At 62.7% G+C, this 13,586-nt stretch carries 20 protein-coding genes; all 20 read right to left on the reverse strand.

The annotated features are described in order from the left end of the window. Positions 1 to 36: 36 nt before the first annotated feature. Entirely contained in the window at positions 37 to 270 is a 234-nt protein-coding gene (locus EN874_RS19545) for a hypothetical protein (RefSeq protein WP_127426649.1), read from the reverse strand. A 640-nt stretch (positions 271 to 910) separates the two neighbouring features. Next, positions 911 to 1,576, reverse strand: a complete 666-nt coding sequence (locus tag EN874_RS19555; RefSeq protein ID WP_128261492.1) for a DUF6362 family protein — start codon at positions 1,574 to 1,576, stop codon at positions 911 to 913. Next, entirely contained in the window at positions 1,573 to 2,007 is a 435-nt protein-coding gene (locus tag EN874_RS19560) for a hypothetical protein (RefSeq protein WP_127426646.1), read from the reverse strand. The genes EN874_RS19555 and EN874_RS19560 overlap by 4 nt, the downstream gene beginning before the upstream one ends. Beyond that, a complete protein-coding gene (locus EN874_RS19565) occupies positions 2,004 to 2,276 on the reverse strand; it encodes a hypothetical protein (RefSeq protein WP_127426645.1) in 273 nt (90 codons plus the stop codon). The genes EN874_RS19560 and EN874_RS19565 overlap by 4 nt, the downstream gene beginning before the upstream one ends. Continuing rightward, complete coding sequence (locus EN874_RS19570) at positions 2,273 to 2,758, reverse strand: GIY-YIG nuclease family protein (protein WP_127426644.1); 486 nt, start codon at positions 2,756 to 2,758, stop codon at positions 2,273 to 2,275. Before EN874_RS19570 ends, EN874_RS19565 begins: the two co-directional genes overlap by 4 nt. Next, complete coding sequence (locus EN874_RS19575; protein ID WP_168247684.1) at positions 2,758 to 4,920, reverse strand: AAA family ATPase; 2,163 nt, start codon at positions 4,918 to 4,920, stop codon at positions 2,758 to 2,760. Before EN874_RS19575 ends, EN874_RS19570 begins: the two co-directional genes overlap by 1 nt. Before the next feature lie 130 nt (positions 4,921 to 5,050). Continuing rightward, entirely contained in the window at positions 5,051 to 5,815 is a 765-nt protein-coding gene (locus EN874_RS19580; protein ID WP_127426642.1) for a hypothetical protein, read from the reverse strand. Then, positions 5,812 to 6,102, reverse strand: coding sequence for a hypothetical protein (locus EN874_RS19585; RefSeq protein ID WP_127426641.1), 291 nt, complete (start codon positions 6,100 to 6,102; stop codon positions 5,812 to 5,814). The genes EN874_RS19580 and EN874_RS19585 overlap by 4 nt, the downstream gene beginning before the upstream one ends. Positions 6,103 to 6,184: 82 nt before the next feature. Next, positions 6,185 to 8,023, reverse strand: a complete 1,839-nt coding sequence (locus tag EN874_RS19590; RefSeq protein ID WP_127426640.1) for a ParB/RepB/Spo0J family partition protein — start codon at positions 8,021 to 8,023, stop codon at positions 6,185 to 6,187. Then, positions 8,020 to 8,850, reverse strand: coding sequence for a hypothetical protein (locus tag EN874_RS19595; protein ID WP_210236014.1), 831 nt, complete (start codon positions 8,848 to 8,850; stop codon positions 8,020 to 8,022). Before EN874_RS19595 ends, EN874_RS19590 begins: the two co-directional genes overlap by 4 nt. Beyond that, entirely contained in the window at positions 8,847 to 9,473 is a 627-nt protein-coding gene (locus tag EN874_RS19600) for an HNH endonuclease (RefSeq protein WP_127426639.1), read from the reverse strand. The genes EN874_RS19595 and EN874_RS19600 overlap by 4 nt, the downstream gene beginning before the upstream one ends. Beyond that, positions 9,470 to 9,721 (reverse strand): hypothetical protein, encoded by a 252-nt coding sequence (locus tag EN874_RS19605; RefSeq protein WP_127426638.1) that lies wholly within the window; start codon positions 9,719 to 9,721, stop codon positions 9,470 to 9,472. Before EN874_RS19605 ends, EN874_RS19600 begins: the two co-directional genes overlap by 4 nt. Next, complete coding sequence (locus EN874_RS19610) at positions 9,718 to 9,909, reverse strand: hypothetical protein (protein ID WP_127426637.1); 192 nt, start codon at positions 9,907 to 9,909, stop codon at positions 9,718 to 9,720. The genes EN874_RS19605 and EN874_RS19610 overlap by 4 nt, the downstream gene beginning before the upstream one ends. Then, complete coding sequence (locus tag EN874_RS19615) at positions 9,906 to 10,352, reverse strand: hypothetical protein (RefSeq protein ID WP_127426636.1); 447 nt, start codon at positions 10,350 to 10,352, stop codon at positions 9,906 to 9,908. The genes EN874_RS19610 and EN874_RS19615 overlap by 4 nt, the downstream gene beginning before the upstream one ends. Then, complete coding sequence (locus EN874_RS19620; protein ID WP_127426635.1) at positions 10,349 to 10,795, reverse strand: hypothetical protein; 447 nt, start codon at positions 10,793 to 10,795, stop codon at positions 10,349 to 10,351. The genes EN874_RS19615 and EN874_RS19620 overlap by 4 nt, the downstream gene beginning before the upstream one ends. 589 nt (positions 10,796 to 11,384) lie before the next feature. Next, positions 11,385 to 11,864: a sigma-70 family RNA polymerase sigma factor gene (locus EN874_RS19625; RefSeq protein ID WP_127426634.1), complete on the reverse strand. Its 480-nt coding sequence runs from the start codon at positions 11,862 to 11,864 to the stop codon at positions 11,385 to 11,387. Next, positions 11,861 to 12,589, reverse strand: coding sequence for a response regulator transcription factor (locus EN874_RS19630; RefSeq protein WP_127426633.1), 729 nt, complete (start codon positions 12,587 to 12,589; stop codon positions 11,861 to 11,863). Before EN874_RS19630 ends, EN874_RS19625 begins: the two co-directional genes overlap by 4 nt. Continuing rightward, positions 12,589 to 12,984 (reverse strand): hypothetical protein, encoded by a 396-nt coding sequence (locus EN874_RS19635; protein ID WP_127426632.1) that lies wholly within the window; start codon positions 12,982 to 12,984, stop codon positions 12,589 to 12,591. The genes EN874_RS19630 and EN874_RS19635 overlap by 1 nt, the downstream gene beginning before the upstream one ends. Next, the gene (locus EN874_RS19640) at positions 12,981 to 13,208 is read right to left on the reverse strand and encodes a hypothetical protein (RefSeq protein ID WP_128261493.1); all 228 of its coding nucleotides are present in this window, start codon (positions 13,206 to 13,208) and stop codon (positions 12,981 to 12,983) included. Before EN874_RS19640 ends, EN874_RS19635 begins: the two co-directional genes overlap by 4 nt. Next, a complete protein-coding gene (locus tag EN874_RS19645) occupies positions 13,208 to 13,495 on the reverse strand; it encodes a hypothetical protein (protein ID WP_127426749.1) in 288 nt (95 codons plus the stop codon). The genes EN874_RS19640 and EN874_RS19645 overlap by 1 nt, the downstream gene beginning before the upstream one ends. Positions 13,496 to 13,586: the final 91 nt, after the last annotated feature.

Genomic DNA, 13,586 nt, shown 5'->3' on the forward strand with positions numbered 1-13,586 from the left:
CCCCGGTTCGCCCCAGAGATCGAGACCCCCCCCGGTTCAGCGTGGGCCAGACTGCTCTGGATCGTGAGGTTCAGTCGACGCGATGACACGGTCATGGAATTCGCCTTCGACCTGGATCTCGCCGATGATCTCGAGTCGGAGAACGTTTGGTTTCCTCTGACCATCGAGGTCGAAGGAGACGCGGGTGACGCCTTGGAGCGGAGCACCGTTCATCTCGATGCTGCACAGGGCTGGCGTCTCACCAACCTTGATCTTGAATGTGTTCTTCATCAGAACGCCTGTCTCATCCGTTCGGCTCGAGCAGCGGCCGTCTTGAGGGTGTGGTGCTTTCCGCAGAGGCATTGGCCGTTGTCGAGGTCGAGTGGTGCACCACCATCCTTTCGTTCCACGATGTGGTCGGCGAAGAGACGTGATGGATATGAGACGGCACAGCGCCGACCATCATCAACGGCCTGGCACCGATAGCCAGCACGCTGCAGGACACGGTCACGCCATGCTCGATGCTCTGGTGTGAGCAGCTCTGGATCCGCCTTCTTCTCTATCGGTCGAGCTGCTCTGAGATCGACGGTGCGGAGCCCTGGTCTGATCTGCTTCGCCATATGAGGAGCGTACCGACGAGAGCTCGCTGTCAAAGCGAGCGATCTCGATTCTGGAGGTTTCAGGATATAGTGCTAACCTGCAGTCGTAGAGCTCTACGAAGGCGAATGCTCGCTTGGGCTCGCCTTCGTGGTCTGCGCTTATCAGAACTTGGCGTCTACGCGAGGAGGGAAGACGCGAAGAGAACACGAAATCTGCGTCGATGCGCAAATCACAAGTTTTTCACTGTGGCGGATGTCCCGAGGGGACAGCGGTTTTGCGCGGTCCGCGAGGAGATCTGTCCCGGCTTCGTCCCGCCGACGTCCCGCAGCGATCAGCCGGTTTTCCTTGACGGCTTCTTCGCCTGTGCCGGTTCTTGGCTTGATTCGGACGGCTTCACCTTGCGCTGCGCCCGCTTCCGGTTCGCCTTTTCCAGCCGCTTCTTCAGCGCCTTGATCTCGGCCGGAGTGGGGTACCGAGGCTTCGCACCAAGCTCCATGAAGTGGCTGGCATGCTTCTGCGAAGGTACCTTGATTGGCGCGATTTCTGGCTCGATTTCGGACACCGCGTCAACGCGGTCGCCCAGCCATGCAACTTTCTGCTGGTTTAGCCGATCCGCAATGGCTTGGCAGATCGCGGTTATGGCGCGCCGAAGCGTTCGGGAATTGATACCCTCACGGGAGGCGAAATCGTTGAGAAAACGACCCTTTTTGGTCTTCTGCCAGGCCCAGGCGTAAAGCAGCTTGCGCTCCGATTCAATCGGATGCGCGTTGATCCAACCCCATGTCGTCGTCATCCTGGATATCGCGCCGGGCGACGGCATGCGCTTGTAGCGGGCATCGGTGTAGCCGTAAGCATCCTCTCTCGATTGCACGACATCGGGCCAGAAGGTGCTGCCACCTCCGCGGTGGTTCGGGCAAAGCATCAGTGTTTCGGCGGCTTCGAGCACCCTGAGCTCAACCGTCTTCGCTGTCCACCACGCCTCTGCTGCTACCGTCATGCCGCCGAACCCCGATCCCGTGCAATAGTATCATGATCGCGCAGCTGCTCCGCAATCAGCACCCGCATCACGTGGGCGAGTGGGAGGCGGAGCCCGAGCTGCTTGGCGTCGCGGCGCACCTCGGCGAGCGCGATGCGGTCGAACTGATCGAATAATGCACCACCGCGGGCCTCGATCGCGGGGTTCTCCAGCAGCGCTGATATCGCCTGGATGGTTTCGCTGTAGAGTTCCGTCGCGTTGTCACGGGTTTCCACGATGAGGCGCAGCGTCATGGCGAGGTGAGCCTCACCATGGCGTTGCCCGATCTTCTTCAGCGTCTTCTTCGCGAAGCATTCCCGCGGTCGGCGATGCAGCGGGCGGTGATCGGCCGGTTTTAGCAGCCGGATCCCGCACTGCTCCGCCACCTTGAAGATGTCGGTGCGGTGCTTCATCGGCTGCCACCTTCACCGAAGACGCGCCGGCGTTCCTCCTCGAGCTCGCGATTGCGGTCACGGCGGAAGGTCTTCGCCGCGACCTGTAGCGACTTTGCTGCGGGCACCAGCGTCGCCTTGCCTGCCTGGATCGCGGCATAGGCGGTCTCGAACCGCTTGGGCTTGCCATCAGGACCATCAAGGATGTCGTCGGGCTGCCCTGGACGACGCAGCACAGCGAAGTAGTGATTGCCAAAGGGGAGCGCTTCGATGCGAGTTTCGTCGGTCATGAGCCCCTCTCGTCAGGGGGACATAAACGGGACAATTCCGGGGACATTTGGCGGGACATCGCTTCGATTTGCTTTCGGTATGCGGCCAGCAACGCCTTGCGACGCGTGGGTTTCGTCGCTTTTTTCCGGTTCTGTCCCGGCGATGTCCCGTTTGCTCCATATCGGATAATGCGACGGCACGCCGATTTCGCCTCAGAGGCTGACAGCGAATACCATTCTCCTCTCAGCCAGGATGCCCCGAGCGCCCTGTGGAGCAACTGCTCAACGGCATGCGCTTTGCCGCGATCGAAGACGAATGCCGCATAGACAAACAACTCGCTCGGGTTGCCGATTTGGAGGCTATCGAGCCGGCCGGAGAGCAGCGAGGATTTCCCGATTTTGACAGGGCCGCCGGCGTCCGAGGCGATGATGTATATGAGCCCGAGATCGAAGGTGCGGATGAACCGATCAACCTTGGTGATCTCTTCGGTCGAGAGAGCCATCACAGTTGAATGTCCCCATCGATGACGTCGGTCATGCCGGCGCTCATTTCTTCTGGCCGCGAGAGCGACGAGAAATCGAAGTTATTGTCGCCAGCCTTTTTGAAGCCGGGCACCGGCCGGCCCGTGAGCCAGACATATGGTTCCGCTCGCCCGATCCATTTCGCGCCAAGGAACCGCTCGCCTGCGCGCTGGAGGCCCTTCTTGATCCGCTCCGACTTCTTCCTCGGATCCTCGTCGTCGACCAGGCTCAGCGCCGCATATTCCTGGCGCCAATAGCCCATGCGAACTACGCGGGTGATGCTGCGTGGAAGTTTCAGCATCGGGGATGGTGCTTCACCATATTCCTCGAGCGCCTTGATCAGCGCCGTCATCGCCATGATCTGCTGATCGGATAGCCGCTTGTCGTCGTTGATCTCAGGAGTTTGCCCGCCTGGCGCAGCGCAGACCACGCTGGTGAGCAGCTCACCCGTTGGTCGCTTCCCGAGGACAACCTGCTTCAGGATGAAGTCCCAGCCGTGGCCACGCTCACCATCCTTGTTCTTCTGGACTGTGGCGCGGTGGATCTGGCGGATCAGCTGAGTGCCGTCATCCCGGTTGGTGACGTCGACGCGCGACGTGATCTCGAGCTCAATGGCGTTGTCGACGTTGGCGAACAGCGAGGAGTGCCCACGCGGATTGTTGCCGTTCCGCGGCTTGTGGTGGACCATCAGGACGGCGGTTTTGCACTCATCGCGGATCCGCTCGAGATTGTTGAGCACCACCGACATATCCGTGGAGGCGTTCTCGTTGGCACCTGGTGTCGCCGTCGCCAAGGTATCGATGACGACGAGCTCGAGCGGGGAGGAAAACGTATCTGCCCAGGCCTTGATCTCGGCGATCAGGGCGTCGGTGCCGCGGGAGGTCTCCACATCCTCGGGGTCATCGGATTTCGCGAAGAGATCGACGCGGGCGGGCAGCAGGATGAAATCCGGATTTTCATCCTTGTCCATGTAGGTCTGCCGGTACGCCCGGATGCGCTTCTTCACACCGATGCCACCTTCGCCGGCCTGGTAGACGACGCCACCTCGCCTGACGGCGCGGCCGTTGAAGTCGACGCCGCGGCACACCGCCATGCCGAGATCGATGGCCTCGAAGCTCTTCCCGGATCCCGATTCGCCATAGATCACCGCGACCTCATGCCGGGTGAGCACCTCGAAGATGAGATATTCGTGCTCCGGACCGGGCTCATCGATGCGCGCGAACGGCACCGCGTTGAAGCGCGATCGTGGTAGTTCCTTCGTCCAAGGCTTCGAATGCGTGTCAACGAGGTCGTAGAGCGTGCCGACGTCGACACCGGTTTGCGCCCAGTCCCAGATGTCGCCCTTGTTGGGCGCCTCAGGCCAGAACGACCTAATGTCGAGCAGACGGACAGACGACGCCACCGGCCGCAGTTGCGAGCCCACCAGCTGCATGTGGACGCGGCCGACATCATCGTTGTCCGGGATCATGACGATGTGGGCGCCGGCGAGCAGCTCGTTGTAATGCGGCGCCCATTTTTTTGAACCACCAGCATTGCAGGTCGCCGCGATACCTACCGCCCACAGCGCGTCGGCCTTCTTTTCCCCTTCGACGATGTGGATCGCTTGACCCATGGCGATCGCCTCGAGGACCTCGGGCAGCCGGTAGAGTGGGAGCTCGTCGACGCCGGCGAAATGCCGGCGCTCCGTCATCTTCCATTTTTCATAGTTGCCGGCGGAGTATCGGGTCCAGTTCTGGCCTTTCCCCTTCCGCATATAGTCGTCATCTATCAGTCCCGTGATCCAGACGCCGGCCTCTTCCTCGAAGCGGCGGCGCTGCACGAACGTCTTCTCGATCTTGCCGTGCTTGTTCAGCTTCCAGGAGCCATCTGGCAGCCTGGTCTGGATGCGGGCGACCTGGAAGACGGGGGCACCATCAGCGTCGACGTAATCCCAGGTGGCGACGGTCTCCTTCTTGCCGGGCCCGGCGAGCTGGTTGCTGCCGGTCTGCGGCGCCTTCGATGGCAGTTCGAAGCCGTTGTCACGCAGCCAGTCGACAGCCTCACCTTCGCTGAGACCCTGAAGCTTGCCGAGCAGGGCGAGGGTTCCGCCGCCCTCGTTGTCTTCATGGCTGAACCATGTGCCCTTCGCGAGATCGATTGACATCGATCCCTGTTCGCCAAAGCGGAGTTCCGCCCCCGGCTTCGACAGATGTGGATTTGGTTCCCCCAGCAGCATCCTTGCCACTGGTTCGATGTGCTGCGCGAGCAGCCGGGAGAATGCGTCTGCTGACATGCTAGGCGGCCACCTCGTCGGCCGGCTTCCACTTCTCGAAATCCGCCTCGATCTGAGCCCAGTTGGTGGGGTGCTGCGCCTTTAGGTCAGGCGTGTATCGGCCCGCAACGAACTGGCCGCGTTCGGCGCCGCGTTCCAGCCAGTCCCGCGTCCAGCGGCTCGGATCGATCTTGACGTGCTTGAAATCGGCCTTGGTGACGTAGCCGCGCCTCTGCAGGATGATGAGCAGCTTGATCGCCTGGATCTTCCAATTGGTGAGCGCCACCGGCGCGGAGTGACCGGCGCCGACGTCGGGCACATATTCGGGCAGCTTGCAGCGCGCCGGCGGGCAGCGGTCATACCAGTCGTGCTCGCGGCCGTCCCAGTAGTTGAGGTTCTTGTCCGGCAGATCGGGCCTGAACGCCGGCGGCCGCCAGCCGTAGCGCTCCTCGGTGTGATCGTCCGGATGGGTCATCGTGATGACCGTGATCCCGAGCATGGCGCAGATCGCCGACATATGCTGTTGGGCACGGCCGGCCGGTACCAGCGCGGCGCGGAAGTCAGGGCTTGGTGCGTGCGGGTGGTAGCCCCACTCCTTGGCGGCTTGCACGACGACCTCGGCGTTGAGCCTAAGTTTCGCTTCAACACCGACCTGCAGGCCATCGGCGCGCGCCAGCAGGATGTCGTACCCTTGGGTTTCGGCGTAGGCGGTCCAGCCCTTTGGCAACGCCGCGATGAACGCGGCGCAGAGTTCGGCTTCCGTCTTGAATTCCGGGCCTTTGCTCATCGCCGCTCCACCGCAACGGTTTTCCCGCCGCCTCTGAGCAGCTTGCCGAACTTCTCCTCGGCTTGGCTGAGCGCCGCCGTCGCTTTCTCGCCGTCGCGGACGATGCCGTCTCCGAAGAGGTGTTTCATCAGTGCGCGGTAGGCGGCGACCTCGGCTTGATCCTTAGTATCGAACAGCAGCGGGTGGCCGTTCTCGCAAACGGGCTGCCAATCGGAGCGATGGATTTTCTTAAACTCGGCCCGGAAGCCATTCGATTCCGGGACGGCGCGGATCTCGGCGTCGTTCATATTGTCACCTCCATTGCAGATGGAGGCGACGGTAACGCCGCACCGATCGTGTTGCGTTTTACGCGAAGGCAACCCATGGAGATCAGGCCGCCTCGTCTTCGTCGAGGTCCTCGTCGACCAAGTCGTCGTCATCCGGCTCCGTCGGCGGTGCCTCGGCAAGCGCCGGGATCTCGCCCGGGCCGCTGTACGTGGGCGCCCGCAACTCCGGTGGCAGCCAGCCGGTCGGAGGGACGTTCTTGACCGCGAACTCGACGAGCTCCTTCTTTTTCAGCTTGTCAGCCTTGCGGGCTTCATCCTCGTTGATGGCCTCACGGATCGCGGTGATGACGAACGGCTTCGCGATGCTTTTGAAGTAGTCCTCGGCATCGAAGGCCTCGCCGAGCGCCTTCGCTAGCCGGCCGGCGTCGATCGCAGCGGCCAGTGGTGACGAGTTGGTGTCGAAAGGCGGCTTGCCAGCATATGGCCGCTCCATGTGCACTGCTTCAGCCGCGCAGCCAGCGGCGGCTGCGAATAGTTCCTGGTCCGACATTGCGGACAGCCGCGCGAAGGCCCAGGCAAAGCTTTCCTTCTCGCTGTGCACCCGCCCGAAGCCGTCGTGATAGACGCGGACCGGACTGTCGGTATGCAGATGGCGATGGGCCATGAATCCGGCGAGCAGCGCGACCAAGCCGAGGCGCGGCTCCTCGCGCAGCGCGTCACGGACCGCTAGCGTCGCCTGGATGCTGAGACGATCGTGGATGGCATTGGAGATCGTCGGCGGTCCCTTCTCCGCCGGCTTGCCGTCCTCTGTCACCTTCTTCGGTGCCTGCGGCTTCACCACACCGCGCACAATCTTGAGATCGCCGTAATAGCTGAGCTCCAGCACGGCGCCGGCCTTGGCGAGTTGGTCCGGCGTCCACTGCCGGTCGGCAATCGCCTTCCGCAGGTCGGCGAGGTGGCCGCTCGCAACGTCGTTGCCCTTGGCGGCCAGCTTTTCCAGCTTTTTGATCTGCTTCTTCTCATCAGCCGTCATCTTGCCTTCGGACGGCTTTTCCTTCGACCAGCCATATTCCCACGCATACGGGAGGTCTGACGCCATGCTGGTCCATGACCATCCTTCCGCCTTCAAACCGGCGAGAGTTGCCTCGACCTTCTGCTCGGCGACGCGCAGCGCGATGTCCTTGTCAGCGATGATGTGGTTGTCGCCAAAGAGATCGCGGGTGACGCGGCCGCCGGCGGCCTCATAGGCATTGAGACCAGCGATCTTGATATGCTTCGCGGCGTCTCGGTCGGCACCGCCGAGGGCCAAGGTGACGGCATGGCCGTGCAGATTGCGGTCCTTCTTCAGTTTGGCGAAGATGCGCTCCTGGTCGAGGATGGAAGGCGCGAGGGTGAAGGCGCGCACGATCTCAAAGGCGCGACCGTTCTGGTCGAGCTCGCCTGATCGCCACGCCTCCAGGATGACGGGCGAGAGTCTACCCAGCGCCAGCATGCGCTTCACCCGCTTCGGCTCGATGCCAAACCGGGCTGCGATCTGGCTTTCGTCGAGCCCGCGATCGGCGAGCTCACGGAAGGTCTCGTAAGTATCGGCCTCATGCTGGGGGAGGCGGATGAAGTTCTCCGCCTGGCTGAGCTCGCGGGCGGCGTCGTCGTCGACGTCACCAATGATCGCCGGTACCTGGTAGTCCGGCGTCACCGCGACGCCGCCGGCGGTGTCCCCATCGGTAGCGAGCTCGCACAGCACGCGATGGCGGCGGTGGCCGGCGATGATCTTGAACTTGCCCGAGGCCTCGTCATGGCGCACGCGCAGCGCCTGGATCAGACCATGGGCGCGGATCGAGGCCTTCAGCTCCTCGATGCCCTCGTCGGTGCGGGTGCGACGCGCGTTGATGGTCTCGTCGGGATTGATCTCAGCAAGCGGAATCGTGATGGCTGTCGTCATGTCGGTGACCTTTCTGATTTGGATTTGCGGCGAGCTGCGACGGCGTGCTCGAGCTTTGCCACCGCCATGATCGTCGGTTTCAACTCGGCCGGCGCGTGGTCGTACCCGCGGTTGGATTTCCCGTTCAGGCGAGGCAGTAGCCCGATCGGAACTGGCTCCCAATTCGACGGGTCGGTATTAAGCCGATCGCCGAGGCATTTTAGAACGTAGCCCTCCGGGACGGGGCCGTGCTCTTTTTCCCAAAGGTAGCGATGCTTGTGGATTCGCCACGTCGAGGCTCCGGTCCATGGATTGGTCGCATTGGTGACGATCCAGATGTAGCCGTCGTCGCCGAGGGACTCGTGTCCAGGGCCGCGATGATTGTGTGGCAGCTGGCCCTTCTTGAACTGAGTGGCCGCGGAGTTCGCGTTATAGGGAAGTTTCTTGCCCTTGCTCCATGGCGCCGCACCTTTTTCGAAATGACCGGTGCGCCCCGTCTTCCATCCCTCTCGCTTCCGCATGCTGTGCAGCTTGGCTGGGGTTACATCGGGCCGGCTGAACCTCGCCACGAAGGCAGCGCACCATGCCTTGATCTCCATCGTGGAGTTGTCGCGCAGCCAGGCGATCTCGGCGTCGGTGTACTTAAGCCGGCGCCCCTTGTAGCGGCCTGGATCACGTCCGACCTTCCAACCGAGACGCTTGCGCAGCCCGTGGAGATTTATCTGCAGGACGTCCGGCCGGTCGAAAGCGGCCTGGAAGGCCCGATGATAGTCGCTGATCACCATGGCGCGGTTCGATTCGAGCCAGACCATCTCGGCAGCGCTGTAGGCTATGCGGCTGCGCCTCATGGTGCGCGCTCCCGGGCGGCATGCTCCAGTTCGGCGATGGCGAGTATCGTCGGCTTCAGCGCAGAGGGCGCCGCGTCGTAGCCGCGTCCGTAGCGGCCGGCGAGGCGAGCCAGCAGCGCCCGGGGGATCGCTCGCCAGTTCGACGGGTCCGTGTTGCGGCGGTCGCCGTCGAGACATTTAAGGGCTTCACCGGCGGGCAGTGCGCCGTTCAACTCTTCCCAGCGGATGAGGTGCACCAACCGCCAACGCGACTGCAGCGGCAGGCCATCGTGGATCTTGCGCTCCAGATAGCCATCCTTGTTGAAGCGCTCGGTGCCGATCGGCTTGTATTTCGCGGCCGCCGCTCCGGTCATGCTCCCCTTTTTAAACTGCGTTTCGGCTGCTCTGCCGCGCGCGGGATGGGGCTTGCCCTTATTGAACGGGATGGATCCTTTCTCGAAGCCGCCAGTACGGCCGGTCAACCAGCCCCTACGCGAGCAGAGGGCCTTGATGTCTTCGAGTTTGACGTCTGGGCGTCCGAAGCGAGCGACAAATGCGGCATGCAGCGCGCGACGGCTCATCGCCTGTCGCCACTCGATAAACGACAACTCCTCGTCGCTGTATCGGATCTGCCGCCCCTTCATTGCCCGTCGATCTCCTTCGGCGCGGAGAGCATCGGGAGGTCCTTGCGGAAGCGGTCGCCGTGGTTTGCGACAAGAGTCGCCGCCTGAATGCCGAGGCGGGCGTTGTCGACGATCGCGTCGGCGATCTTGATCATCGCCTCGGTCCGCTGGACCTCGCCTTCCAGCTTCTCGCCGGACAGGCCTTCCTCGGCCAGGCGTTCCATCTGCGCGAAAAGATGGTCGTTGAGATCGGTGATGCGGTTCTTCATGATTGGAAACTCCTTCCGGCTGTAGGCTTTCGCCACTCCTCGGCACCCTCGACGTCCTGCATCGCCTCTCGATCGAGCGCATGGCTCATCTCGGCGGCAGTGCGCCGCAACAGGTCAGTCGCCCAGTCGGCGGTGACGTCGACGAGCTCCTCGAGCTGGCGGCTGGCGTTGGAAAGCGGTCCGGTCATGACTGGCGCTCCTGAGCGTTAGACCAGGCGAACCAGCCGAAGGCGTGATGCAAGCTGCGATACCGGCCGCCCGAATGAGCGGCGGTCTTTGCTTCCCATCCTGAGAACGCGTAGCTGTCATCGGTGCGCCACCTGATGAAGAGACGTTTCTCCCAATGGATAAGGTCTTCCGGCAGCCACTCGGAGCGAATTGAGCCGTCGGCGCAGACCACCTCGATCGCAATCGGCTGCCAGGCGAGCGCCTCAAAGCCAGCAGCGGTCATGGCCTCGATATGCGACGGCGGGAGCGAAGCTCTGACCTTGACGATCTCCGCTTCGATGTCCTTCTTGCGCCGCGCCCAATCGCGCGCCGCTCGATCCGACGACGGCAACTCAAGCTCGCGCTCAATAACGCGAAGTTGCTCGTTTAGATCAGCGATTCGGGGTGTGGCCTGTCCGCTCATTTGCCACCTCCGGCGCCAGCGGCGTTCAGCCGATAGATTTCGGTGGCCGCGGCGAGCTGGCGGCCGAGGTCCTTAATCGTCTTCGCGGCGGGATCTCCGGCGAGCACCAGGCCGGCGTTGAGCATCACGTCAGTAAGCGTGAAGGTCTGCTCAACGGTGGACTGGCCGCCCTTCACGGCGACGACTGAGAAACCGCCTTGCTCAGTGCGGACCTCGCGCATCGTATCGGGCTGCGCGTAGACCTGGTTGGCGAGGATCGTCTGGCTTGTCGGCGCCGACGGCGGCTCGACGTCACCACGACGAACGAGATCGACGCCATAGTCGGAGAGTAGGCGAATGAGGTGATCGGCGCGCCGGCGGACTTCCTCGCGGCTGTCGTCGTCCATTGCTGCCCATGGCGACGCCGCGGCACCGAGCGTCTCTCGCCGAAGACACTCCGCCATCACATCTCTCAGCGGCCGCGTCATGGTTGCACCCATTTGCGGGCGTCGCGTTCAGCGAGGTTTCGTCTTGGGGTCTTCCACGACAGATGACCCTTGGTGACGCATCCCAAGTGGCCGTTGTGGCAACTATGTGCAGCCTGATCCAACGATGATGGTGGAGGACCGTAGACCTCTTCACAGACCACCCGAGATACTATCTGGGTGCGGCCGTCTTTCTGTATTTTGCCGTAGCCGGCGCCAGTCCGGCTGTACGGCCATGCGAGACATTGATCGCCGTCGTATGTGAGCACGGTCTCGCGCAGAAACCGCTCCGGCTCGCCATTTGGTGTTCGTTTTCCGGCAGTATCGCCATATCGCAACCAACGCTTATAGTGGACCGCGCACCATGCACGGCCGGCGCGCTCGCGATTGCAACCTTCGACGATGCAATTCGGAGAGGTGCGGCGGGGTTTAATCGCTCCCTGCGCGACAGCACTGCCATGCCTTCTCAGTCTCGAATAATGTGCATTGCAATAGCCCTTGCATCGGGCGACGCCTCGGCAGCCATCGACTTTGCAAGAAGCCCGGGGTTTACTGAGGCGGTGCGTTCTCACAGCCCTGCTCCCAGTTCATGAAGCAAAGCTGTTCTCGCCCGGAACAGGCGGCTCTTGATGGTGCCGACCGGGACACCAAGGGCATCCGCGATTTCTTCTTGCGGCGTCTCGTCTATGAGCGAGAGCAGGATGCCGCGAAGTTTATCGGGGAGGGTGTCGATGACATCGAGCGCGCGTTTGATGTCGACGGCGATCTCCTGCGTCGCCGCAATGGCGCGGGTATCCACCAGTTCATCCGTGTAGATTTCTCGGGTGTTTCGCAGGAGCCGTCTTTGCGCGACGTAATAGTTGCGCATGATTGTGGACAGCCAGCCCATAGCGTTGCCGCCGTCGAACTTGTCGCGATTGGCCAGCGCGCGCACGATCGTGTCATTGACGAGATCGCGCGCCTTTTCCGCATTGTGGGTAAATCTGCAGGCGATCCGGAACAGCTCAGGCTGCAGGATGGCTTCATCCAAGGTTACCGCATCGCTCATCCCGGCACCCTCTGTCCGAAGGCGCTGAACGACGGCTGATAGCCTTCAGCGATGAACCTGACGCCCTGACCCCAAACGGTCTCCAGAACGTCGAGACCGCCGGTTGCCGCCGCGATCTTCTTCCGAAGTTTGCAGATCAGGACGTCGACGATCTTCAACTGGGCTTCGTCGCGGCCGTTGTAGAGCGCCAGCATCAGCATCGGCTTCGTCATCACGGCGCCAGGGCGGGACGCCAACGTCGTCAGGAACACGGTCTCTTGGTGCGTGAGGTGGACGTGGGCGACGTCGCCGACGAGCTCGCCTGTGGCCGGCTTCAGGATGCAGCCAGGCAACTGAATGATCGACGGGTTGCCGTCGCGCTGGCGGCGCTGCAGAGCGAAAAGGCGCGAAACCAGCTCTGTGACGTCGATCGGCCATGGCTGCACATCGTCGGCGCCGGCGTTGAGCGCGACGGCGCGGCCAGGGGCACCAAAGACGATGGATTGCTCGTCGATCAGGGCGAAGAGCGGATTGCGGACATCACCCATGCGAAGATCGCGGCACATCTTCGCAGCGCTTTCCGGCCCCAGCGCCAGGAACAAGCCGATGGCATCGGGATCGCGGAAGAGCAGCGAACCGAACTCCTGTGGCGCCGGTTCCACCTCGCAGGCGATGTCGACGGCCTCAAGCGTGGCCTCGATCTGGATTGTTACCGATGGATTTGGCGAGCAGATGAGGACGTGCATCACCGGCCTCCCGCCGCCGCGATCGCCGCGCGGGCTTTCGCCCTGCAAGCATCGCTCATCCGGTAGCCCATGCCGTAGACGGTCTCGAAGTCGACGCCGTGCAGCCTGGTCTTGCGACGGATCCGTTTCATGTGGGAACGAATTGCCCAGTCGGGGTCGAGGAGTTCAACGAGGTGTCGATCGGTGTAGATCGAGGCCTGCAGCTGGCCGTATTCGGCTTCGCCGCAGGTGACCAACATCATGACGATGGCGGCTTCCGCCTCTGTGAGGCCGAAGACCTTGCGTGCCACATTGGCGTCGTTGCGGCCTGTCAGCTTGGCGATCTTGTCTTTGAGCTGGCGGTTTTCCTCCTCGAGCATTTCGATACGCTCGCGAGCCGTGATGGTGCGCGTCATGCGAATTCCTCCGGCCGGCGCAGCACCGCGTAGGTGCGAGGGCCGATGCGTTGCACGAACCGGCCGCCGATGAGGTGGCGGAGGCATTGGTAGTAGGTGTTGCTGTTGCCGATCCGGATATCGGCCATGGCGACATCACGGTTCACGGTGACGGGCTGCCCGACCGGTCCAAGCCCGGTGATGTAGGAGAGCAGCTCTTCGGCGCGACGCGGTTTCGAGGGCATCACGACCCCCGTCCTGGCGCGAAGAGGCAGATCGTTTTGCCGGCATCGAGCCCGGTCTGATGCGAACACCAGTGGAATTCACCGTCCGGCGAATCCTTCACGCGCTTGTCGGAGTAGGGAACGACCTCACCAGAAGGGGTATGATACCCGTCCGGCTCTTCCTTCACTTCGCCGGTGGCTTGCCTGCAGTCGTAGTTGGCGCAGCAGGCAAACGGATACTTCCATCCCTGTGGCTGCACGGCCGTCGGCTTCGCGTCGTGCGCGTGGGCGAGGCCGCCGCAGAGCATGAAGATCACGAAGGCGACAGCAGCGATCAGTCCGCCGATCGCCACCGCCATGGCCAGTGAATGGTTGCCGCGGTACCGGCTGCTCGTTGGG

It is taken from the genome of Mesorhizobium sp. M1D.F.Ca.ET.231.01.1.1 (assembly GCF_003999155.2).
Taxonomy (GTDB): domain Bacteria; phylum Pseudomonadota; class Alphaproteobacteria; order Rhizobiales; family Rhizobiaceae; genus Mesorhizobium.

Coding starts and splice junctions, on each gene's coding strand:
- EN874_RS19545 (WP_127426649.1), bottom strand. CDS start 270: ATGAAGAACACATTCAAGATCAAGGTTGGTGAGACGCCAGCCCTGTGC.
- EN874_RS19555 (WP_128261492.1), bottom strand. CDS start 1,576: ATGACGGTAGCAGCAGAGGCGTGGTGGACAGCGAAGACGGTTGAGCTC.
- EN874_RS19560 (WP_127426646.1), bottom strand. CDS start 2,007: ATGAAGCACCGCACCGACATCTTCAAGGTGGCGGAGCAGTGCGGGATC.
- EN874_RS19565 (WP_127426645.1), bottom strand. CDS start 2,276: ATGACCGACGAAACTCGCATCGAAGCGCTCCCCTTTGGCAATCACTAC.
- EN874_RS19570 (WP_127426644.1), bottom strand. CDS start 2,758: ATGGCTCTCTCGACCGAAGAGATCACCAAGGTTGATCGGTTCATCCGC.
- EN874_RS19575 (WP_168247684.1), bottom strand. CDS start 4,920: ATGTCAATCGATCTCGCGAAGGGCACATGGTTCAGCCATGAAGACAAC.
- EN874_RS19580 (WP_127426642.1), bottom strand. CDS start 5,815: ATGAGCAAAGGCCCGGAATTCAAGACGGAAGCCGAACTCTGCGCCGCG.
- EN874_RS19585 (WP_127426641.1), bottom strand. CDS start 6,102: ATGAACGACGCCGAGATCCGCGCCGTCCCGGAATCGAATGGCTTCCGG.
- EN874_RS19590 (WP_127426640.1), bottom strand. CDS start 8,023: ATGACGACAGCCATCACGATTCCGCTTGCTGAGATCAATCCCGACGAG.
- EN874_RS19595 (WP_210236014.1), bottom strand. CDS start 8,850: ATGAGGCGCAGCCGCATAGCCTACAGCGCTGCCGAGATGGTCTGGCTC.
- EN874_RS19600 (WP_127426639.1), bottom strand. CDS start 9,473: ATGAAGGGGCGGCAGATCCGATACAGCGACGAGGAGTTGTCGTTTATC.
- EN874_RS19605 (WP_127426638.1), bottom strand. CDS start 9,721: ATGAAGAACCGCATCACCGATCTCAACGACCATCTTTTCGCGCAGATG.
- EN874_RS19610 (WP_127426637.1), bottom strand. CDS start 9,909: ATGACCGGACCGCTTTCCAACGCCAGCCGCCAGCTCGAGGAGCTCGTC.
- EN874_RS19615 (WP_127426636.1), bottom strand. CDS start 10,352: ATGAGCGGACAGGCCACACCCCGAATCGCTGATCTAAACGAGCAACTT.
- EN874_RS19620 (WP_127426635.1), bottom strand. CDS start 10,795: ATGGCGGAGTGTCTTCGGCGAGAGACGCTCGGTGCCGCGGCGTCGCCA.
- EN874_RS19625 (WP_127426634.1), bottom strand. CDS start 11,864: ATGAGCGATGCGGTAACCTTGGATGAAGCCATCCTGCAGCCTGAGCTG.
- EN874_RS19630 (WP_127426633.1), bottom strand. CDS start 12,589: ATGCACGTCCTCATCTGCTCGCCAAATCCATCGGTAACAATCCAGATC.
- EN874_RS19635 (WP_127426632.1), bottom strand. CDS start 12,984: ATGACGCGCACCATCACGGCTCGCGAGCGTATCGAAATGCTCGAGGAG.
- EN874_RS19640 (WP_128261493.1), bottom strand. CDS start 13,208: ATGCCCTCGAAACCGCGTCGCGCCGAAGAGCTGCTCTCCTACATCACC.
- EN874_RS19645 (WP_127426749.1), bottom strand. CDS start 13,495: ATGCTCTGCGGCGGCCTCGCCCACGCGCACGACGCGAAGCCGACGGCC.